We start from the raw sequence: 20936 nt of genomic DNA, 5'->3' as shown, positions 1-20936 counted from the left end.
CCCGGCGCTGGAGTGAGGGGTGTGTCCCGTACCGTGAGTGCGGGACACACCCTTTTCCTATTCCACCTGCAGTTCAATTTCGGCCACGCTCCCCGGTACGGGAAAATGGTTGAAGCAAGAGGCCTGATCGGCCTCTACAGCAAACCTTCCAGAGGAGATCATGGCGTTCGGTCAGCCCCGCATTGAATACAAAACCAACGAGCAGATGCGCATCATGCACCAGGCCGGACTCGTCCTGAGCCGTGCACTCGACGCTGCCGTTGCCGCGGCCAAACCGGGCGTCACCACCAAGGACCTGGACGACGTCTTCGCCGCGGTCCTCAATGATGCCGGGGCGAAGTCGAACTTCCTTGGATATCACGGCTTCCCGGCCACCATCTGCACCTCGGTCAATGAGGAAGTGGTTCACGGTATCCCGGGCGGCAAGGTCCTCCAGGATGGCGACATCATCTCCATTGACGGCGGCTGCATCGTTGACGGTTGGCATTCCGACTCCGCCAGGACCGTGATCGTGGGCAACGCAGATCCGGAAGACCAGCGTCTCTCCGATGTCACCGAAGCAGCTATGTGGCGCGGCATCGCTGCCCTGGCCAACGGCAAGTATGTAGGAGACATCGGAAACGCCATTGACGACTACGTATCTTCCGTCCAGGGAAAACCCCTGGGCATCCTGGAGGACTACGTGGGACACGGCATTGGCTCCGAGATGCACATGGCACCGGACGTTTTGAACTACCGGACCAGTCACCGCGGCCCCAAGATCCGGCCCGGCCTGTGCCTGGCCATTGAACCCATGCTGGTTCGTGGTGACATCGAGACCGCAACCCTCGACGACGACTGGACTGTGGTGACCACCGACGGCAAGCGTTCCTGCCAGTGGGAGCACTCGGTGGCTGTGCATGACAAGGGCATCTGGGTCCTGTCCGCCGCTGATGGCGGCGCCGCGCAGTTGGTGCCGCTCGGCGTCGTGCCCGTCCCCATCCCGTAACACCCGCAGAAGAAGAGCCGGGCTGCAAACGCAGCCCGGCTCTTCCTTGTTCTGAAGCGGTTATGCCTTGAGCTTGGGCTTGACGTCCTTGGTGTAAATACCCTCGAGCGTCTTCTTGAGATCGGTCATGGTTGCCTGGACATCGCCCTGTTGCGTGAGGATCTTCGCCGCTGCCTTGGCCATCTCCTGATCCGCGCCAGGCAGGAACACCCGGGCATTGTCCTGGACCCTGGTCGCGGCGAGCTGGTCCATGGCGGTCTTGATCTGTGGTGTTGCCGCAAGGACCGCCGACATGTCCGCCGAGAGCCTGGTGGGCATGTAGCCGGTGGCGGCCGAGAAAGCTGCAGTGTTCTCCGGTTCCGTCATGAACTTGAGGAACGTTGCCGCAGCCAACTGCTCTTCCTTGGTGATGCCGCTGGGGATGCCCAGGCCTGCGCCGCCAGTGGGGCAGACGCCGCTGGGTGCCTCCGGGCCGCCAGGCAGGAACCCTACGCCCACGTTGAACTTGGCTGCTTTCAGAACGCCGAGCAATGAGCCTGTGGAGGAAATGGTGGACGAGGTGATCCCGGCGGCGAAGTCATCCGCTGCTTCCTTGGATGAGACACCCGCCCAACCGTCCTTATAGATGGAGTCCTGGGCCCACTGCAGCGCAGCTACGGACTGGGCTGAATCGCAGGTGATGTCCCAGTCCTTGGACCAGCTGCCGCCCCAACCCCACAAGTTGTTCTGGAGGGTCCAGCCCGCGTAGCCGGCAAGGGCAGGGTAGATGTAGGCGTACTGGGCGCCGGAGGTGGCCTTGAGCTTCGGAGCCCACTCCGCGAATTCCTGCCAGGTTGCCGGTGCACGATCCGGGAGGCCTGCTGCCTTGAAGTGATCTTTGTTGTAGTAGAACAGCGGCGTGGACCGGCCGTAAGGGAGAGCCCACTGCTTGTCTTCGTATTTGTAGTCATCAACCAGGGATTTCTGGAAGTCGTCAATCTTGATATCGAGCTGCTTCACCAAACCATCGATGGGGATGATGCTGCCGTTGGAGTAGTAGCGGAACCACCAAACGTCGGAGAGCACAACCAAGCCCGGCAGCCCCGTCTTTGCCGCCTGGGAGGTCTGGAACTTCTGGGCGATCTCTTCATAGTTTGCCCCGGCCGTTACCAGGTTGACCTTGATGTCAGGGAACTTGGCATGGAACTTCTCAATGATCGCCTTCTCCACGTCCTGCGACTTACCGGGGTGGTTGGTCCAGAAATCGATGGACGCGGCGGGCTTTACACCGGTGAAATCGATGGTTGCGGTGTCGACGGCGTCTGCCGTGCCCGCCGTCGACGGCCCGCCGCATGCGGCGAGGGCCGCGGCTCCGGCTCCGAGGCCTGCCAGCCCCAGGAAATGGCGGCGGTCAAGGTTGCTGCGCATGGTGTTTCCTCTCAGTACGGTACTTCGATGCGAATGGTGCAGTTGGAGAAATTCAGCCGGTAACACTGCCCTGTGTCAGCCCGGCAACGATGTAGCGCTGGAGCGCGGCGAAGACCAGCAGGATGGGAACGATCACCAAGACCGCTCCGGCCATGAGGATTCCCCAGCCTGCGCCGTTGCCCTCGGAGTTCTGCAGCAGGGTCAGGCCCACGGGGAGCGTCATGGTTTCGGGGCGGTCAGTGATGATGAGCGGCCAAATGTAGTCATTCCATTCGCTGACCACGGTCACGAGCGCCACCGTGGCGATGGACGGCACCGAGACCGGCACGATGATCTGCCACAGCCGCCGCCAGTGGCCCGCACCGTCGATTTCGGCTGCTTCCAGAATCGAGGGCGGCAGCGTCAGGAAGTGTTGCCTCAGCAGGAAGGTGCCAAACGCCGTACCGAGGCCTGGAAGGATGATGCCCCACAAGGTGTTCTTCCCACCCATACCCGCGATCAGGATGTAGCTGGGCAGAATGGATACCTGTGCGGGGACCATGAGTGCCACCAGGATCAGTACAAAGATCACGTTCTTGAACGGGAAGCGGACAAACACCAGCGCGTACGCCGTCAGGATCGCGAGAATCACCTTGATGGTGGAACCCACCGCCGTAACGATCAGGCTGTTGGCGAAGAACTGGGCGAACGGAACCGTGGTCATGGCTGTGGCGTAGTTCGCCAGGTTCAAGGACTCGGGCAGGATCTTCAGATCCATGGTGACGATCTCGCCGGGTTGCTTGAACGAACTCAGCAACATCCACAGCAACGGCAGGAAGACCACCAGCGTTGCCAGGATCAACGGCAGGTAGCCGGTGGCCACCGTCCGGATGAGATTGGTTGTGGAGAAAGGCCGCGGCCGCTCTTGCCGCGCAGCTGACTGCGCGTTCTCTTGTGGGGAATCAACGACGACGGCGGGTGTGGGCGCGCTCATGAGTAGTGGACCTTTCGCTCAACGAACCGCAGTTGAAGAACAGTAATGATGAGCAGGATCGCGAAGAGAACCACCGAAATCGCGGCTGAGTAGCCTGCCCGGTTGTACGCGCCGAACGCCTGCAGGTACGCCTCATAGATCAAGGTGCTGGTGCCGTTCCCCAAGGGGGTCATGATGCGGATGAGGTCAAATGCCTGCAATGAACTCAGCATGGTGGTGATCAGCAGGAAGAACGTGGTGGGGGATAGCAGCGGTAGTGAGATGCTGAAAAACCTCCGTGCACCATTGGCCCCATCCAGCGCCGCAGCTTCCATGACGTCGCGGGGGAGTGACTGGAGGCCAGCGAGGTAGACCACGGCGCAGTAACCCAGGTTCTTCCAGACGTACACGATGATCACCATCACCAACGAGAGCTGGGGATCGTTGATCCACTGAGGGCTCTGCTGGCCAAAGCCGCGCAGGATCCACGCCAGCACCCCGTAGCCGGGATCGAAAATGAAGAGCCACACCAAACCAACGCCTACACCGGACAGTACATACGGCGCGAAGACAGCTGACCGGGCAAACGTGGTGCCCCGGACCTTTGAATTCAGGGCAAGGGCAACCAACAGGCCCAGGACCATGGAACCGCCCACTGTCACCAGCGTGAAGATTGCTGTGGTCCCAAGGACCGTGGACGCTTCTTCACTGGTAAAGAACGTGACGTAGTTCTGCAGTCCCACCACTGTGGCCGAAGCCGAACCGAGGGTCCAATCCAAGGTGGAGTAGTAGATGTTGTTGATCAGCGGCCAATAGGTGAACGTGCCGATCAGTGCGAGGTTAGGCAGGGCCATAGCCAGGAACACAAAGAATTCCCGGCGGCTGCGGGTGGACCAGCGCTTTCCAGCCTGACCGGGTTTGGCTGCTCTGACCGGCGGAACCGGGGGCTCGGCCGGCATGTCTGCAGGCGCAGCACTGGTGCTGTGAATCTGTCGGGTAGTCATGAGTCACTAACGGTTTCGGGCGAATGTGGGGCGCCAGCTCCCTGACCGGGGCGGCGAAGACAGGCCTAGCTCACCACACCGAAAGCCCGCGTTTTGGCCAAAATGGGGGGCCGTATCGATAGTTGGCTTACCCTTCCAAGCCCGTTTACTCGGCGTTACTCGGGTGTTCGTATTTGAGGCCGGCCTCCCACTTCTCGGGTGAACCGCGCCTGTCGGCGCGCTGCGCCCCTCTGCGCGCTCGGTCGTGCCGCCCCAACGGCGCCCTAACCTCGCAAGCTCGGCCAGGGAACCCTGCCGTCGTGGGCCCACCTTAGACGCGCGCTGCCGGGGCCCAGCGCACCGTCAGTTCGTTTTTCGGCCGGAGGTGGAGAATGGAGCCATGAATTCGATCACCGATGTTGCTGGCATACGGGTTGGGCATGTGCAGAGAGTCGGGGAGGGGTGGTTGTCCGGGGTTACTGTCGTGCTTCCTCCGCCGGGGACCGTGGGGTCTGTCGATGTGCGCGGGGGTGGGCCCGGGACGCATGAAACTGATGCCCTGGATCCGACCACGTTGGTGTCCACCGTGGATGCCGTGGTGTTGACCGGGGGCAGTGCTTTTGGGTTGGCCTCGGCTACCGGAGCCCAATTGTGGTGCGAGGAGCAGGGCAGGGGTTTTGCTGTTCCGGGGACGGTGGTGCCCATTGTGCCGGCGGCGGCCATCTTCGACCTCGGGCGGGGTGGCGACGTCAAAGCCCGACCCAACGCCGACATGGGTTACCAGGCTGCTGCAGCAGCCTTCGCCTCAGGCGACCATGCCGCCGTCGAACGTGGAAATGTTGGTGCCGGGACCGGTGCGGTAGTTGCACGTGGACACTACAAGGGCGGGGTAGGTACTTCTTCCATCACTCTTGATGGCGGGGTGATGGTGGGGGCCCTTGCTGTGGTGAACGCACTCGGAATGCCAGTGGTCAGCGGGTCGGGGCCACAGGCTGCGGCGGGCATGGCTGTTCCGCCGCAGGGGCTGAACACAACGCTCGTGGTGATCGCCACAAACGCTGTCTTGGATGTCGCCGAGTGCAAGCGGACGGCATCTGGCGGGCATGCGGGGTTGGCCCGGGCCTTGGATCCGTCCCATACCCTTGCGGACGGCGATACCGTGTTCGCCTTGGCGACCGGCGCCGTCGAGCTTGACCGCAGTACCGAACAGGCACGCCAAGTCTCACTGATAACGCTCCAAAGCGCTGCGGCGGAAGCCGTCCGGCTGGCCATTCTGGATGGCGTCATGGCGGCGGAAAGCGTCTCGACGGCGGCGGGAGACTTCCCGGCTTATCGGCCAGCGGGGGAGTGACGGCTGGAGACGGGTGCGCTACCATAGACGGATTTAACTTTCCGGCCTCATTGGCGTAGAGTTATTTGTTGGTTGTCTCTGCAGCCACGCCCTTTTCAGTGTCGTGGTTCCAAGAGAACCAAGCAAACAAAAAACGTCCGCTGGATCTTCGGTGCCTAACTGAAGGACGGTGGCAAACAACAGTTAGCGGAGGATATGGCCAAGAAGGACGGGGTCATTGAGATCGAGGGCGTTGTGACTGAGGCGCTGCCCAATGCGATGTTTCGCGTTGAGCTCACCAATAAGCACGTCGTTCTCGCACACATCTCTGGGAAGATGCGACAGCACTACATTCGAATCCTCCCCGAGGACCGGGTAGTGGTTGAGCTGAGCCCATACGACCTCACACGTGGTCGTATCGTCTACCGCTACAAGTAAATTGCTGGGCGGCAAGGCAAAAGTGCCTAAGCCGCTCCAGCAGATCAACTGCAAAACACGCAAAGGAACGCCATGAAGGTCAAGCCGAGCGTCAAGCAGATCTGCGACAAGTGCAAAGTGATCCGCCGTAACGGCCGGGTCATGGTGATCTGCGAGAACCCGCGCCACAAGCAGCGCCAGGGCTAATTCCCCCTTCGGGAATCAGTGTCCGCAAGGACAAACCTGGGCTGCTAGCCCACGCAAGTAAATAAAGGCAGCACAAGCTGTGCCAGGACTGCAGTACAGAGCCTGGTCAGCGAACCCCCGGTCGGAGGCTGGGGCCACACTGAACGTGTGGGTGTACTGCCTACGACCTCCGGTTTATTCAAGGAGTACTGCCACTATGGCTCGTCTCGCTGGCGTAGACATTCCCCGCGAAAAGCGGTTGGAAATTGCGCTTACTTACATCTACGGCGTGGGCAAGACCCGTGCACACGAAACCCTGGCTGCCACCGGCATCAGCGCTGACGTTCGCGTCAAGGACCTGACTGACGCCGAGCTGGTCCAGCTGCGTGACTACATTGAAGGCAACTACAAGGTTGAGGGTGACCTTCGCCGCGAGGTAGCCGCTGACATCCGCCGCAAGGTAGAGATCGGCAGCTACGAAGGCCTGCGCCACCGCAAGGGCCTGCCCGTACGCGGACAGCGTACGAAGACCAACGCTCGTACCCGTAAGGGCCCGAAGCGCACCGTCGCCGGCAAGAAGAAGGCCGGACGTTAATCCCTCGGGATTAATCCGGTTTTCCCCCGATAACTTTCTGTAGGAGAAACAATGCCCCCGAAGACTCGTGGAGCGGTTCGTAAGCCGCGTCGCAAGGATAAGAAGAATATTGCGCTTGGCCAGGCGCACATCAAGAGCACCTTTAACAACACCATCGTGTCCATCACGGACCCGAACGGTGCTGTCATCTCATGGGCTTCCGCCGGTGAGGTTGGCTTCAAGGGCTCCCGTAAGTCCACCCCGTTCGCTGCCCAGATGGCTGCCGAAGCTGCTGCAAAGCGCGCTCAGGAGCACGGTCTGCGCAAGGTTGACGTATTCGTCAAGGGCCCGGGATCCGGACGCGAAACCGCAATCCGTTCGCTTCAGGCCGCTGGCCTCGAGGTTGGCTCCATCCAGGACGTCACCCCCAGCGCCCACAACGGTTGCCGCCCGCCGAAGCGCCGCCGCGTCTAATTAGGTCTTCCCCGCCTGACCGGCCGGGCCTGCTATGGATGGTTTCGATCATCCATCAGCATGGTCCGGCTGGTCAGGCTGGAAACCGAAGCCGATTTCCACCACCTGTGTTGCGTCATATAGCGGATGCTCGCCGAAAGGAAACCTAAGTGCTCATTGCACAGCGCCCCACCCTGTCTGAAGAAGTTGTATCCGAGAACCGCTCCCGTTTCATCATTGAACCGCTGGAGCCGGGCTTCGGCTACACCCTCGGAAACTCCCTCCGCCGTACCCTGCTCTCCTCCATCCCCGGTGCCGCTGTAACCAGCATCCGGATCGATGGCGTGCTGCACGAGTTCACCACGGTTCCGGGTGTCAAGGAAGATGTCACCGAGATCATCCTGAACATCAAGAACCTTTCGGTTTCCTCCGAGCACGATGAGCCGGTTGTTGCTTACCTGCGCAAGCAGGGCCCCGGAGTCGTCACCGCCGCGGACATCGCTCCGCCGGCCGGCGTCGAATTCCACAACCCGGATCTGCACATTGCCACCCTGAACTCGAAGGGCAAGTTCGAACTCGAACTGACCATCGAGCGCGGCCGTGGCTACGTTTCGGCAGCTCAGAACAAGTCCGGCGACTCCGAGATCGGCCGTATTCCGGTTGACTCGATCTACTCGCCGGTCATGAAGGTAACTTTCCGCGTGGAAGCTACCCGTGTTGAGCAGCGCACCGACTTCGACAAGCTCATTGTCGACGTCGAGACCAAGCAGGCCATCGCCCCGCGCGATGCCGTTGCTTCCGCAGGCACCACCTTGGTGGAACTGTTCGGTCTGGCTCGTGAGCTGAACACCGCAGCTGAAGGTATCGAGATTGGCCCGTCGCCGACGGACGCTGCCCTGGCAGCGGACATGGCTCTGCCGATCGAGGATCTGGACCTCACCGTCCGTTCCTACAACTGCCTCAAGCGTGAGGGCATCCACACCGTGGGTGAACTCGTTGCCCGCTCCGAGGCTGACCTGATGGACATTCGTAACTTCGGTGCGAAGTCCATTGACGAGGTCAAGGCAAAGCTCGTGGAACTGGGTCTGTCCCTTAAGGACTCCCCTCCCGGTTTCGATCTCGCAGCCCGCGCCGCAGCCATCGAAGAGGACGACGCCGCGTTCAGCGACGACGAGCTCTAAACAGCAGATCTTGGCCGCCGGGTCCAGCAATGGACCTGATCGGCTTACATAACAGGAGAAATAACTATGCCTACCCCCACTAAGGGTCCGCGCCTCGGAGGCGGCCCGGCTCACGAGCGCCTGATGCTCGCGAACCTGGCAGCTGCTCTCTTTGAGCACAAGCGCATCACCACCACGGTCACCAAGGCCAAGCGCCTCAAGCCGTACGCAGAGCGTCTGGTCACCTTCGCCAAGCGTGGCGACCTCGCTTCGCGCCGCCGCGTTCTCGGCCTGATCAGCGACAAGGGCGTTGTCCACGAGCTGTTCACCGACATCGCCGGCGCTGTTGCTAACCGCGATGGTGGCTACACCCGCATCACCAAGATCGGCAACCGCAAGGGCGACAACGCTCCCATGGCTGTCATCGAGCTCGTTCTCGAGCCGGTTTCCCCGAAGCAGGCCGTTGTTGCTGAAGCAACCGCTGCCGCTGCCAAGGCTGCTCCGGCTGCCGAGGAAGAGGTCGTTGAGACCGAAGCCGCTGAAACCGAAGAGGCTCCTGCCGCTGAGGCAGAAGCTGCTGAAGCTGAAGCTGCTGAGACCGAAGAGGCTCCGGCCGCTGAGGACAAGAAGTAATTCACTGAATTCTTCACAGTAGACTTAAGTCTATGAACGAACGAAAACCCGCTGCCCCCGTTATGGGGGGCGGCGGGTTTTTGCGTGTCCGGCTTGATCTTTCGTACGACGGCGGACCCTTCAACGGTTGGGCATTGCAGCCCGGTCTTAGGACGGTGCAAGGATCCCTTGAAGAGGCTTTGGCGCTCCTTTTGCAGCGGCCCGTTCGTGTCACGGTGGCTGGCCGGACTGACGCGGGTGTCCACGCCCGGGGCCAGGTGGTCCATATGGACCTGACTGAAACCGAGTGGCTGTCACTGCCGCGCGGGCACGAACTTGATCCCGCCGTCGCGCTTCTGCGTCGGTTGCGGGGAGCCTTGAGCCGTATCCTCGGCGACCTCACCGGTGCTGTGGAAGTGCACGACGCCGGTCTGGCACCGGATGGTTTCGACGCCCGGTTTTCAGCGTTGTGGCGTAGGTACAGTTACCGGATTGCCGACGGCCCGGAACGCTGGGACCCGGTGCTGCGCGGCATCACCTTATGGCACAAGTCGCCCCTGGACGTGTCTCATATGAATGAGGGTGCTTCGGCGTTGCTGGGGCTCCAGGATTTTCGCTCTTACTGCAAGCCGCGTGAAGGCGCCACCACCATACGCGAGCTGCAGAAGTTTGCCTTTGAGCGTGCAAGCGACGGCGTCATAGTTGTCACCGTTCAGGCCGATGCGTTCTGCCACAACATGGTGCGGTCCTTGGTTGGTTCCGCAGCGCGCGTGGGGGAGGGCCTGGAAACCCCGGCATGGCTGCACTCGCGTCTGCTGGAACGTCGAAGGGACGCGAAATCTGTGCTCGCAGCACCGCACCCCTTGGTGCTGGAGGAAGTTGCTTATCCGTCCGATGCCGAGATGCTGGTCCGGGCTGAGCTGACGCGGGCCCGGCGGGAGTAGCCCCTGTTCTTCGTCCGGACGTGGGAGGACCCCCTCCCGGCTCTGGGTACCGGAAGGGGGCCGTTGTGGCACTCCGTGGTCTGGGATCCGCGAAGTGCCGGTCTATTTCCCGCGGAGCAAGATCAGCCGAATGCCTGCATGATCTTGATGGCTGCGGGACCCAGAAGGACTATGAAGAGGACCGGGAAAATGCAGAACAAGAGCGGAAAAAGCACCTTGACTGGCAACTTCATCGCACGCTCCTCTGCGCTTTGCCGCCGTTTGACGCGTGCTTGCTTGGCCTGGGCGCGGAGGACGTTCGCGATCCCGATGCCATATTTGTCGGCTTGTATTACGGCAAGGACGAAACTGCGGACGTCAGGTACGGCGCATCGATCGGCCAATGCCTCGTAGGACTCCTGCCGGGGACGACCCACTTGGATGTCCTGCAACGTGCGCATGAGTTCCTGAGGCAGAGGACCGGCCCCCTGCGAGGAAGCCCGTTCCATCGCCGATTCGAAGCCGAGGCCTGCTTCGACCGAAATCAGCATTTGATCCAGGGTGTTGGGAAACTCGAGTTTGATTGCCTCCTGCCGTTTGATCCCGGAGTTATAGATCAGGAGGTCTGGAAGGAAATACAGAAACACTGTCAGGAAGAGGCCCAGTCCGACCATTCCGGGACCAGGACTGAGAAGAAACAGGGATACTCCGCCGAGTGCTCCGGCCAGCCCAAGTGCGGGCTTTAGGGCTAGGAGCTTGGGCAACGGCATCGACATTGGCCGCCCGGCGAGGGCGAGCCAATGATCCATTTTGGCTTCGTAGCTGCCAGGGGTCAGTTTCCTGGCGACGCCCAGCAGGAGAGGGGGACGTTGAAGGTTTACCCCGCCGCCTTGCGCGAAGCCCGAACCGAGATTGCTCTGAATGGCAACTATGCCCTTACGGTCGATGCTGAGCAGCGACCAAGCGAAGTAGCCTACCGGCAGAACGATGGTGGCTATGATCAGCCATGCAATGGGAGTCATGAGCGTTGTCTCCTAGAATTTGATCTTCACAGTGCGGCTCATCCAGAAGCCGCCAACAGCGAACAGGACCGCGCTGACCACAACGAGGGCGATCCCTATGGGGTGTTCTGCGAAGAGCCTCATGTAACCGGGGTTCAACGCGGACATGAAGAGTCCCACAGCAACAGGAAGAATCATCAAGACCACCGCTGACATCTTGCCTTCAGCGCTTAAGGCGCGTACGTGGCCCTTGATCTCGCTGCGCTCCCGGATGGTTCCTGCCACCTGCTCCAATACCTCGGCCAAGTCGCCACCCACCTCGCGGTTGATCTGGATTGCTTGCCCAATCCACTGGAAATCTTCGCTGTCCATACGGCTGGCGCAATCCTCCAGTGCCTGCCGAGGGTCCTTGCCGATTCGTACTTCGTTGACAATCCGGGCAAGTTCTTCTGACGTTGGGGCCTGTGATTCCTGTGCCGCGGCCTCCAATGACCTCATGATGCTGTGCCCGACGCGAAGGCCACCAATCAACATCTGAATGGTGTCCGTTAACTGCATCTCAAACTTGCCGCGGCGTTTTCCTGTTTTCACGGCGAGGATCAGCTTCGCCCCAAAAGGTGCGGCAATAGCGAGCACAATGCCAATGAAGGGATTAATCAAAAGCCAGCCGAAGCCTCCCAGAAGTACAGCGGCGATCACAACCACCACCGTCACGTCTGCAGGAGCCTGTTTGACGCCGGCGTTGTATAGGACCTCTCGATTGAAGGGGCCCCCAGACGTGCCAATGGCGGTATCAACCAGGCGCACCGCAGACTCGGAAACGCGCCCCACTGCGGAGTTATCCTGTGGCAGGTCCACCCGACGACGCTCAACCGGGATAGGGCCATTCCGCGGTTTCAGGACCACGGCTACCAGGACGATGAGGGCGGACACACAGAGTGCGATCGCGAGGACGAAGAACGCTGGAGATTCCATCGCTAACGCCTCCCCACCGCTACTGGAGCGACACCAAAGGTCGCAGGGGATACCTGAATCCCGAGCTCCGTAAACCGATCGAGGAAACGGGGCCGAATGCCTGTAGGGATAGCTTTGCCCAGGAAGTGCCCCTGGGCGTCCAAACCTGCCGAGTAGTCGAAGAGAAAAGCGTCCTGGAGTGTGACGACATCCCCTTCCATCCCTTGCACCTCGGTGACATGGGTTACCCGTCGGCTACCATCACGGAGGCGGGTGACCTGAACGATGAGATCAACAGCTGAGGAAACCTGCTCCCGAATTGCGCGAAGCGGAAGATCCATTCCGGCCATCAACACCAGCGTCTCCAATCGTGCAATCGCGTCCCTGGGAGAGTTGGCGTGCACAGTGGACAGGGAGCCATCGTGGCCGGTGTTCATCGCCTGCAGCATGTCCAAGGATTCACCGCCACGGACCTCACCGACGATGATCCGATCCGGGCGCATACGAAGCGAGTTACGGACCAGATCACGGATAGTGATAGCACCCTTTCCCTCAATATTGGGTGGGCGGCTTTCCAGCCTGACGACATGACGCTGTTGAAGTTGTAGCTCCACGGCGTCTTCAATGGTGACGATTCGATCGGACTCCGGGATGAAGGACGACAAAACGTTCAGCAATGTCGTCTTTCCTGTGCCTGTACCGCCCGAAACGATGACATTCAAGCGTGCCCTTACGCAGGCGCTCAGTAATTCAGCCATCTCCTGGCTCATGGAGCCCCACTCAATGAGATTCCTGACCGTGAGCGGAACGTGGCTGAATTTCCTGATGGTCAACGATGGTCCGTTGACAGCCAGCGGGGGGATGATCGCATTCACACGCGAGCCGTCCTCCAACCGGGCATCGACCAATGGAGACGATTCATCGATGCGGCGTCCGACTCTTGAAACGATCCGTTCAATCACCTTCCGCAGGTGGTCATCCGAACTGAACTGCAGCTCGGTCAAGGCCAGGTGTCCATGCCGCTCCACGTAGATCTGGTCAAAGCGGTTCACCATGACCTCCGTGACGGAGGGGTCCTCCAGCAGACGCTGCAGCGGGCCGTAGCCCATCACCTCGTCGGAAATCTCGCGGATGAGCCGACGCCGCTCCTCGGGGGAGAGCGGTACTTGCTCCTCATCGATGACTGCTGAGAGTTCGTCCACTGCAAAAGACCGAAGATCCTCCTCGGATGACGACGTGTCACCCATGCGGTTTCCGATGCGTTCAAACAGTGAAGAAGCCGCACGCTGTTTGAGTCCGGCCAGCGCATCCACCGCAGGCGTAGTGGGTGCACCGCCCAAAATTGGGGTGGGCGCTGAAGCTGTTGCTATCCAGTCACCGCCGGGAGCCGTGTCCGGAGCTTGCATGTCACCCGGGGCAGCGGCACCAAGGGAGTTATTCTTCGAAAGTCTCTCTGACAGCTTCATGACACCACCACCCTTCGGTGCAGTTTGTTCTGAGGTGCGGATTCGAGCCGAGGATCGAACCGCTGAACGAGCTTCCGCAGTCCCTTGATCGCTGAATCCCGAACTGTGCCTTGCAGGACCGGGATGCCACGGTTCGTGGAGTAGGGAAGAGTGCGGGACCTCGGAATGACCGTGTCAACGGGCACTCCGATGGTGGCTTCAACGTCCTGGACGGAAAGACCACTCTTCCTGTCCGCGAAGTTCAAGACCGTATGCCGGCCCTGTGGCAACAGCTGAAGTTCCTTCAGAACGCTGAAGCACTTCCTCAGACCCCTGATGCTGGGCACATCCATCCCGCACACCCAGACTCCATCGGTGGCCAACTCCAGCGTGGCGAGACAGTGTTCGCCAAGGCCTGGTGCAGTGTCCACCACGACGTACTTGAACTCTGTTGCCAGCTGATTGAGGAGGCGGGTGACGTGTTCGGCAGTGATGTAGTCCGAATCAGAGGGCTTCTGTGGTGCGCAGAGTGCGTAGATTCCGGCTGGGTGGACGGTCAGAAACGCCTTGAGGACCATGGAGTCCTGGGCAGCAGCTCCGTGAACAGCTTCGGTGATGGAGTGCTCCGGTTCGAGCAACAGGCCGGAAGCGACGTCGCCGAATTGCAGGTCCAGGTCCACAATCACCACACTCATCGGCGCAAGCGACCCCAAGCCAATGGCGAGGTTCGTGGCAACAGTCGTCTTTCCCACGCCGCCTTTCGGTGACATGACGGCAATGACCCGTCCCCGCTCTTGTCCGGATTCGGCAGCTGGTTGCATTCCGCGTCGCCGGCTGGCGGCGGCCAAGCATGCACGTTCCAGGAGGACTCGGAGTTCGTTGACGTCCGCTTCGGGGGCGACCACATCCCTGACTCCAGCGTGCATGGCTTTCAGCACAATGTCAGCGCTGGGCTCGGCCACCATCAGGAGGCTGATTTCGGGGTACTGGAGGTCGATCACCGTGGCCAGTTTGAAAGCGTCGTCAGGATTGACGCCTGGGCCGAGGATCATCACCTCTGGAGGTGCTCCTGTCAGTTGCTTGAAGATTTCGTCGGTGCCGGCTTGGAGGACGGCCGGGGACAGCGTTTGAAGGTCGCCGTGCAGTGCGCCACTGATGGCTTGCCGAATGCGTCCTTCAAAGTCTCGGACGGCAGTGATGGCTACGAAGCGGCTCATTGGACCAGCCCTCCAAAGGTCGTCGTCGGAGGATCGCTCTTGACGGTCTTGTCGGTCTGCTTGGAGAGCCACAGAGTGCCAAACTCTGCGCCAAAGACCATCTTTGTAGCGTTGGCGTCGCTGAGCGCCACCGTGACGTAGGCGGATCCGTTGGGAAGTGCCACCCCCTTGTCAGTTCCTGCTGATTTTTCCGCGTCAGGGGCTGCTTGCTGGACTGCGGTGACCAGAACGTCGTGATACAGCAGTTCTGTGAAGTCTTTCCAGCCGGTCAAGCCAGCCGGAAGGTTCGCACCTGCCGGAACCGCTTCGTCCAATTTGAAGGAAGCAAAGACTGTGACGGTGTCTCCGGCCTCAATCCGGCCTCCCAGGATTCGCTCGGGCGCAAGTACGAACGTTGCTTCTTGCAATCCCTCGGGTACAGGAACAGTGCCTGGTGCGAGATCTTTGGGGCTGACCAGTTTTACTCCCAGAAGCTGTTCCCCTGGTTGGAGGTCTGATGAGGTGACCTTGCCCTTTTGATCGCTAAGGGCATTGATGGTGCCGGGTGCCACCGCCGACTGCGGCAGGGTTTCGGTCTTGACCTTGGACTGAATTTCTTCAGCCTTGGTGCCGGCCGGTATGCGTTCCTTAACCACAAGGACGTTTACGGGATCAAGCCCTTGCTGCGCACGCTTGTCGGCTCCTTGAACGTAGCTGACCAACAAGACGGTGCCGATGACTGCTAACAGCAGTGCCGCAATGCCTCCCAGTAGGCGTGTTTTCACTTTCTACTCCTTTGATTCTTTCGGATTCCAGAACAGCGGCATCTCAGCCCGCTACCCAGTGAGCGTGACGACGGAGGCCCCGTAGTTGGGAGTTCCCTCCGTTGTCTGCATGCCCTCTTCGAGTGAAACGAAGCGGGAGAAGTACCCCTGGAGTCCGCGGCAGTTGCCAGTGCAACTCGGGGCGAGGGGATCAAGAACGGCCCCAGAGCCGCTGAATTTGTAACCGGTGACCTGAAATGCTGCGAAGCCAATCAGTGTGTATTCGGCGTTTGAACCATTCCCCGTCGCAGCACTGAAAAGCGGAATAAGAGCTGGCTCGTCCATGATGGTGGCCAAAGCTGCATTACATCCAGCTGCATTCGGGAAGTGGTTGCCGGTCTGACCGTCGACTGTCATGTCGAGGTCGATATCCGTAGAACATCCAGAATCTGTCAACAGCCAACCAAAGCCGCCGGGCTGGTAGCCATTCTGTGCGGCGCACCCCGGGACTGTCGGCGCATTCTCGTCGTACCGAAGAAGAAGATGGGTCGGGGTGGGATCTCCTGAGAAATTGCCGGTGGAGTTTAGCGAGGACAGCTGCGTCGGCGAGAGGTATTTCTTGAACACACACTCGCTGACCGTCCACGGCAACGTGGTCGCAGCTGACGGAGCGCCCCACGAGGCCTCAGCCGACGCGTCAACTGTGGTCGTGTCGTAGCCCATTGCCCGCGCAAAGAAAAGTGAGAAGCTGTTCTGGCCCGCAGTGTCCCTGGCGTTGGTGACCACCCGTACCGTAGTGGCAGAGGGGAACGTTACGACGGCGCCGCTGGTGTTGTCATTGGCATTGTCATTGGCGAACTGGTTTCCGGTAGACGCGCTGCTCCCGCAGTTACCCCCTGCGCAGTCGGTGGCGATAGCCAGCGCTGCTGCATCAGCGCCATTCTGCAGTTGGGCTTTCTCGGCATAGATTGCCCCGACATCCACGGCCAAGGCGGCAAACCCGAAGAGGACGACCATGAGGCCTGCGACGATGACGGTGCTTGCGCCACGTTCGGAGTCGACGGCATCCTTATGCGTCCAAATATCCCGACGTGCCCTGTCTAACCACCGCATCTCATGACCCCCACTCCTGACAAATTAAGCGGGAAGATGCCTGTTCCGCCGAAGAAGCCGGCGTCCAGGAATCCAGTCATCGAAGACAGGGAAACACTGGTGGTGACTTCCACGTTTGATCCTGGCGCGCAGCTGGAAGCATTGTCTGCGACGGTGACTCCTAATCCGTCCAAGGCCGGCGCCGCTGCCAAAGCGGCGCCGGAGACGTCGAGGGTGCCGTCTTGGTAGTGCACTGCGGCATGGCGGGCTCCTTCACGTGCGGCCTGAGTCAGGGAAACCTGGACATTGTAGGCGCGCCCAAACTCCATGATTCCGAACAGGATTAGCAGCAAAAGTGGCAGGAGGATGGCCAGTTCCACGGCCGCGGCGCCACGCTCATTCGTTTTGGATTTCACATCCGTCTCCCGGTCCCAGATCCAACAGAACGTGCTTTAAAAGCGACGGGTTGGTCGTGGTTGCCAATCGGCAGCCGCGACCAACCGAGTCACGTGGCTGAGCTAGAGGATGCCGCCGAAGAGAGTAGTAACACGCCCTCCGAGTGCGAAGGCTGCAACTCCCACCACGACGGCGATAGCGGCGACCATGATGCCGTATTCAACCATCGTCGCGCCCTTCTCATCGGAGGTGAAGCGATCCTTGACGCCGGCAATGTACGAGGTAATGGTGAACATGAAAGCAGACATTGGAATTTCCTTCCCAGAAAAATATTCGTGAATGTGGATATAGGTCCAGCAAATTATCGGAATTTGCATTTATACGTTTCCCGAACTACCCCCATGTTTCCTTTAGCGGTTCGGAATTCGATGAGATAAGAATTCACCCTGGGAAGTGGCTGCGACAATGCGTAGCCGTACTCGACTTGGGGGAGTGGCCGCTACTCGCCGGCACGCACTGAGGGGAGGAAGTACTCAGTTTTGGATGAAAAAGGGCTCGAAACTACTTGGTTTCGACAGGAGCCTTAGTGATTTGGGGGCCCGGGATGGGAAAGGTAAGTGCGTACTACGTTGTGTCAGCTCATGACCAGGGCGACGCTGAGGGCGCCGATGACCATCGCTGGACCATGTGCCGTTTCTGTGGGTTTTTCCGTGCGTCGCAGGCGCAACATCAGTACCGTGAGCACCCCACCTACCACGAATCCCAACAGTCCGCCGAAGAGTACTTGCTGCCAACCCAAGTACCCCAAGTACAGTCCGAGTGGTGCTGCGAGCTTCACATCGCCCATTCCGAGGTTTTTTGGCGAAATAAGTTTAAGAATGACGTAGCTCGCGAACAGGACAGCCCCTCCGGCGAGTGCCCGCGCGAGCTCCGGCCATCCCGGGGCAAGGGCTGCGGATGCCGCCAGGAGGAGTAGTCCACCCCCAAGAAGGAACACTATGAGTGCATTCGGCAGCAAATGGAGGGCGAAATCGATCCGTGAAAGCTGCACGCCCAGCAATGCCAATAAGAGAAATGCCGGCAACTCGGAAGAGAAACCAAAACGCCATGCGAGCAAACCAAACAGCAGCGAGGTGACAGCCGCCGTCGTGATCCGGACTTGAGGTGCAGGGGTGCTGCCAAGCCGCGGTAGCGTGCGTGCGATCACGAGCTCGGCCGCAGGGCTGAGGAGCAAACCTGGCAGCGCCATAAGGAACGGAAAGACGGGCCCGTCGGTCATGTGCTCTCCCTCAATCGGCGCCCAACCCCCTGGGGCGGTAACTCCATTTTGACCCGGGCGCCCCGTTGAAGGTATTGTTTAGAGTCGTTGTGCGTGTCCTATCTCGATGACACATGCCTTATGGGGGATCCAGTTGCAGGATCGCTAACTCCTGAGGCATTTCGAGATCCTGGGATAACTGGTACATAGAGCCCTCACCTCTGCTCCGGTAGCGCATACATAGTAGGTACACGCCTTATTGCGTGCCGCCTAAAACATGAACGCCAGAACAAGAACGAGGCAAAACCGTGCGTACGTACACCCCGAAGCCCGGCGATATCAACCGCCAGTGGCACGTCATTGACGCCACCGACGTTGTCCTTGGTCGTCTTGCCAGCCAGACCGCAACACTGCTGCGCGGAAAGCACAAGCCGACCTTTGCGTCCCACATGGACATGGGCGACTTCGTCATCATCATCAACGCTGAAAAGGTTGCCCTCACCGGCGCCAAGCTGGAGCAGAAGCGCGCATACCGCCACTCCGGTTACCCGGGCGGCCTGACCTCCGTCAACTACGCCGAGCTGTTGGAATCCAACCCGGTTCGCGCTGTTGAGAAGGCCATCAAGGGCATGCTCCCCAAGAACTCCCTCGCCGCTCAGCAGCTGGGCAAGCTCAAGGTCTACGCAGGCCCGGAGCACCCCCACGCTGCACAGCAGCCGAAGACTTTCGAAATCACCCAGGTCGCCCAGTAGTCCTGGCCACCAACTAAACTTTTTATTACAAGGAGAACCGTGGCTCAGAACGAAGAACTGACCGCCGAAGCCGTCGAGGCTGAGGAAACCCTCACCAGCTACACCTCTGAAAGCACATCTGCTGAAGATGCGCCGAAGAAGGAGCGCCCGGCACTGACCGTTGCCGGCGCAGCTGTTGGCCGCCGCAAGGAAGCCGTTGCACGCGTTCGCGTTGTGCCGGGCTCCGGCAAGTGGACCATCAACGGCCGCACGCTGGACAACTACTTCCCGAACAAGCTGCACCAGCAGGACGTCAACGAGCCCTTCAAGATCCTTGATCTTGAAGGCGCCTACGACGTCATCGCCCGTATCCACGGCGGTGGCATCTCCGGCCAGGCCGGTGCCCTGCGCCTCGGTGTTGCTCGCTCGCTGAACGAGATCGACGTCGACAACAACCGCGCCACCCTCAAGAAGGCCGGTTACTTGAGCCGTGACGCCCGCGTCATCGAGCGCAAGAAGGCTGGTCTCAAGAAGGCACGTAAGGCTCAGCAGTACTCCAAGCGTTAATTCGCTTCGCCCCTTCGCCGGGGCATCGAAAGCCCGTTCCGCCACCTCGGCGGGGCGGGCTTTCGCCGTTATGCAGGGGCGGTGCGCGGCCCGCATGTGACGTTCCGACACGCTCCTGAACTGATGGTGTCCCGGCGTCGTCTAAACTTGAGCCGATGTCTAGATTATTTGGAACAGATGGCGTGCGCGGTCTCGCGAACGGATTGCTCACCGCCGAGCTGGCTATGCAGCTCGCCCAGGCCGCCGCCGTCGTACTCGGCCATGACCGCACAACCGACGGCAAGCGGCCACGCGCCGTCGTTGCCAGGGACCCCAGAGCGAGTGGCGAGTTCCTCGCCGCCGCCGTGGAAGCCGGGCTTTCCAGCTCCGGAATCGACGTCTACGACGCCGGCGTTCTTCCCACCCCTGCAGCCGCTTACCTGGTGGCAGATCTCGACGCCGATTTCGGCGTCATGCTGTCGGCCTCCCACAACCCCGCGCCGGACAACGGCATCAAGTTCTTTGCCCGCGGCGGCCAGAAGCTCCCGGACCACGTCGAAGACGCCATCGAGGCACAGCTCGGCAAAGAGCCGCAGCGCCCGGTGGGAGCCGACGTCGGACGCATCCAGCGCTTCTCCGACGCTGAGGACCGTTATATCGTGCACCTGCTGGGCACGCTTCCCAAGCGCCTCGACGGCCTGAAGGTGGTCCTGGACTGTGCCCATGGTGCGGCGAGCGGTTGTTCACCCCAGGTGTTCAAGGACGCCGGTGCGGACGTCGTAGTGATCGGCGCTGAGCCGGACGGCCTGAACATCAACGAGGGCGTAGGATCCACCCACCTGGGACCGTTGAAGGAAGCAGTCCTTCAGCATGGCGCCGACCTTGGCGTAGCCCACGACGGCGACGCCGACCGTTGCCTCGCCGTGGACCACGAAGGCAACGAAGTGGATGGCGACCAGATCATGGCTATCCTTGCACTGGCCCTCAATGAGGCCGGAAAGCTCAAGGACAGCATCCTGGTGGCCACCGTCATGAGCAACCTCGGCCTCAAGATCGCCCTCAAGAGCGCCGGTATCACCATTCGCGAAACCGGAGTCGGCGACCGCTATGTCCTCGAAGAAATGCGCAACGGCGGTTACAACCTGGGCGGCGAACAGTCCGGCCATGTGATCTTCTCCGATTACGCCACCACAGGTGACGGTGTCCTGACCGGCCTTCAGCTTGCGGCGCAGGTTGCACTGACAGGCCGCAGCCTTAAGGAACTCTCCACCGCGATGACCAAGCTCCCGCAGCTGATGATCAACGTCAAGGGCGTGGACAAGGCCCGCGCCGCTACCGACGAAGGCGTGGCGGCTGCTGTTGCTGCAGCCGAACTCGAACTGGGGGAGACCGGCCGAGTGTTGCTCCGCCCTTCAGGCACCGAGGCGCTGGTGCGCGTCATGGTGGAAGCTGCTGACATGGAAACGGCGGAGCGCGTGTGCACAGGTCTTGCTGCCGTGGTCAAAGAGCGTTTAGGCGCTCCCAGCCACATGGCAGTCTAGGGAATCGCGTTTTGGGCCGCCCGCACT

24 protein-coding genes are annotated in these 20936 nt (G+C 60.6%); 12 read left to right on the top strand and 12 right to left on the bottom strand.

What is annotated here, in order from left to right:
* The first annotated feature begins 160 nt into the window (after window positions 1-160).
* A complete protein-coding gene (gene map, locus AR689_RS20530; protein WP_062073159.1) occupies window positions 161-988 on the top strand; it encodes a type I methionyl aminopeptidase in 828 nt (275 codons plus the stop codon).
* Between the two features lie 60 nt (window positions 989-1048).
* Here map and AR689_RS20525 read toward each other — a convergent pair whose 3' ends face one another.
* Genes AR689_RS20525 through AR689_RS20515 form a run of 3 tightly spaced genes read right to left on the bottom strand, consistent with a single transcriptional unit; the run spans window position 1049 to window position 4351 of the window.
* Window positions 1049-2395, bottom strand: a complete 1347-nt coding sequence (locus AR689_RS20525; protein ID WP_062073158.1) for an ABC transporter substrate-binding protein — start codon at window positions 2393-2395, stop codon at window positions 1049-1051.
* 52 nt (window positions 2396-2447) lie between these two features.
* The gene (locus tag AR689_RS20520; RefSeq protein WP_062073157.1) at window positions 2448-3368 is read right to left on the bottom strand and encodes a carbohydrate ABC transporter permease; all 921 of its coding nucleotides are present in this window, start codon (window positions 3366-3368) and stop codon (window positions 2448-2450) included.
* Window positions 3365-4351, bottom strand: a complete 987-nt coding sequence (locus AR689_RS20515; RefSeq protein WP_197412935.1) for a carbohydrate ABC transporter permease — start codon at window positions 4349-4351, stop codon at window positions 3365-3367. The genes AR689_RS20520 and AR689_RS20515 overlap by 4 nt, the downstream gene beginning before the upstream one ends.
* 379 nt (window positions 4352-4730) lie before the next feature.
* Here AR689_RS20515 and AR689_RS20510 point away from each other — a divergent pair, with 379 nt between their 5' ends.
* From AR689_RS20510 to truA, 8 genes are all read left to right on the top strand, one after another.
* On the top strand, window positions 4731-5681 hold the full coding sequence (locus AR689_RS20510) for a P1 family peptidase (RefSeq protein WP_197412934.1): 951 nt from the start codon (window positions 4731-4733) through the stop codon (window positions 5679-5681).
* A 195-nt stretch (window positions 5682-5876) separates the two neighbouring features.
* A complete protein-coding gene (gene infA, locus AR689_RS20505; protein WP_011775571.1) occupies window positions 5877-6098 on the top strand; it encodes a translation initiation factor IF-1 in 222 nt (73 codons plus the stop codon).
* 72 nt (window positions 6099-6170) lie between these two features.
* Entirely contained in the window at window positions 6171-6284 is a 114-nt protein-coding gene (gene rpmJ, locus AR689_RS20500; RefSeq protein ID WP_011775570.1) for a 50S ribosomal protein L36, read from the top strand.
* Between the two features lie 196 nt (window positions 6285-6480).
* Window positions 6481-6858 (top strand): 30S ribosomal protein S13, encoded by a 378-nt coding sequence (gene rpsM, locus AR689_RS20495; protein WP_011775569.1) that lies wholly within the window; start codon window positions 6481-6483, stop codon window positions 6856-6858.
* A gap of 51 nt (window positions 6859-6909) precedes the next feature.
* On the top strand, window positions 6910-7311 hold the full coding sequence (gene rpsK / locus AR689_RS20490) for a 30S ribosomal protein S11 (protein ID WP_014922380.1): 402 nt from the start codon (window positions 6910-6912) through the stop codon (window positions 7309-7311).
* A gap of 149 nt (window positions 7312-7460) precedes the next feature.
* Window positions 7461-8471: a DNA-directed RNA polymerase subunit alpha gene (locus AR689_RS20485; RefSeq protein WP_011775567.1), complete on the top strand. Its 1011-nt coding sequence runs from the start codon at window positions 7461-7463 to the stop codon at window positions 8469-8471.
* A gap of 66 nt (window positions 8472-8537) precedes the next feature.
* Window positions 8538-9083 (top strand): 50S ribosomal protein L17, encoded by a 546-nt coding sequence (rplQ, locus tag AR689_RS20480; RefSeq protein WP_062073152.1) that lies wholly within the window; start codon window positions 8538-8540, stop codon window positions 9081-9083.
* 32 nt (window positions 9084-9115) lie between these two features.
* Window positions 9116-10006, top strand: a complete 891-nt coding sequence (truA, locus tag AR689_RS20475; RefSeq protein ID WP_231745613.1) for a tRNA pseudouridine(38-40) synthase TruA — start codon at window positions 9116-9118, stop codon at window positions 10004-10006.
* A 122-nt stretch (window positions 10007-10128) separates the two neighbouring features.
* Here the strand turns inward: truA and AR689_RS20470 are convergent, their stop codons facing one another.
* From AR689_RS20470 to AR689_RS20430, 9 genes are all read right to left on the bottom strand, one after another.
* A complete protein-coding gene (locus AR689_RS20470) occupies window positions 10129-11007 on the bottom strand; it encodes a type II secretion system F family protein (protein ID WP_062073148.1) in 879 nt (292 codons plus the stop codon).
* A 12-nt stretch (window positions 11008-11019) separates the two neighbouring features.
* Window positions 11020-11961 (bottom strand): type II secretion system F family protein, encoded by a 942-nt coding sequence (locus AR689_RS20465; RefSeq protein WP_062073146.1) that lies wholly within the window; start codon window positions 11959-11961, stop codon window positions 11020-11022.
* A gap of 2 nt (window positions 11962-11963) precedes the next feature.
* Window positions 11964-13406: a TadA family conjugal transfer-associated ATPase gene (locus tag AR689_RS20460; protein WP_062073145.1), complete on the bottom strand. Its 1443-nt coding sequence runs from the start codon at window positions 13404-13406 to the stop codon at window positions 11964-11966.
* Complete coding sequence (locus tag AR689_RS20455; protein WP_062073143.1) at window positions 13403-14602, bottom strand: CpaE/TadZ family protein; 1200 nt, start codon at window positions 14600-14602, stop codon at window positions 13403-13405. Before AR689_RS20455 ends, AR689_RS20460 begins: the two co-directional genes overlap by 4 nt.
* On the bottom strand, window positions 14599-15366 hold the full coding sequence (gene cpaB / locus AR689_RS20450) for a Flp pilus assembly protein CpaB (protein WP_062073141.1): 768 nt from the start codon (window positions 15364-15366) through the stop codon (window positions 14599-14601). Before cpaB ends, AR689_RS20455 begins: the two co-directional genes overlap by 4 nt.
* 51 nt (window positions 15367-15417) lie before the next feature.
* Window positions 15418-16458, bottom strand: a complete 1041-nt coding sequence (locus AR689_RS20445; protein WP_062073139.1) for a pilus assembly protein TadG-related protein — start codon at window positions 16456-16458, stop codon at window positions 15418-15420.
* Window positions 16446-16853, bottom strand: a complete 408-nt coding sequence (locus AR689_RS20440) for a TadE/TadG family type IV pilus assembly protein (RefSeq protein WP_062073138.1) — start codon at window positions 16851-16853, stop codon at window positions 16446-16448. The genes AR689_RS20445 and AR689_RS20440 overlap by 13 nt, the downstream gene beginning before the upstream one ends.
* A 102-nt stretch (window positions 16854-16955) precedes the next feature.
* Window positions 16956-17141 carry a Flp family type IVb pilin gene (locus tag AR689_RS20435; RefSeq protein WP_231745612.1) on the bottom strand — a complete coding sequence of 62 codons (186 nt, stop codon included), beginning with the start codon at window positions 17139-17141 and terminating at the stop codon, window positions 16956-16958.
* A 326-nt stretch (window positions 17142-17467) separates the two neighbouring features.
* Window positions 17468-18112 (bottom strand): prepilin peptidase, encoded by a 645-nt coding sequence (locus tag AR689_RS20430; RefSeq protein ID WP_062073136.1) that lies wholly within the window; start codon window positions 18110-18112, stop codon window positions 17468-17470.
* 287 nt (window positions 18113-18399) lie between these two features.
* Between AR689_RS20430 and rplM the strand changes: the two genes are divergently transcribed.
* The 3 genes from rplM (at window position 18400) to glmM (ending at window position 20909) form a co-directional block, all read left to right on the top strand.
* Window positions 18400-18843, top strand: coding sequence for a 50S ribosomal protein L13 (gene rplM, locus AR689_RS20425; RefSeq protein ID WP_011775554.1), 444 nt, complete (start codon window positions 18400-18402; stop codon window positions 18841-18843).
* A 39-nt stretch (window positions 18844-18882) separates the two neighbouring features.
* Window positions 18883-19389 (top strand): 30S ribosomal protein S9, encoded by a 507-nt coding sequence (rpsI, locus tag AR689_RS20420; protein ID WP_011775553.1) that lies wholly within the window; start codon window positions 18883-18885, stop codon window positions 19387-19389.
* 155 nt (window positions 19390-19544) lie between these two features.
* A complete protein-coding gene (gene glmM / locus AR689_RS20415) occupies window positions 19545-20909 on the top strand; it encodes a phosphoglucosamine mutase (protein ID WP_062073129.1) in 1365 nt (454 codons plus the stop codon).
* The last annotated feature ends 27 nt before the right edge of the window (window positions 20910-20936 follow it).

This window comes from Arthrobacter sp. EpRS71, from assembly GCF_001512285.1.
Lineage (GTDB): Bacteria > Actinomycetota > Actinomycetes > Actinomycetales > Micrococcaceae > Arthrobacter.
This window is presented reverse-complemented; position numbering and strand designations above follow the sequence as displayed.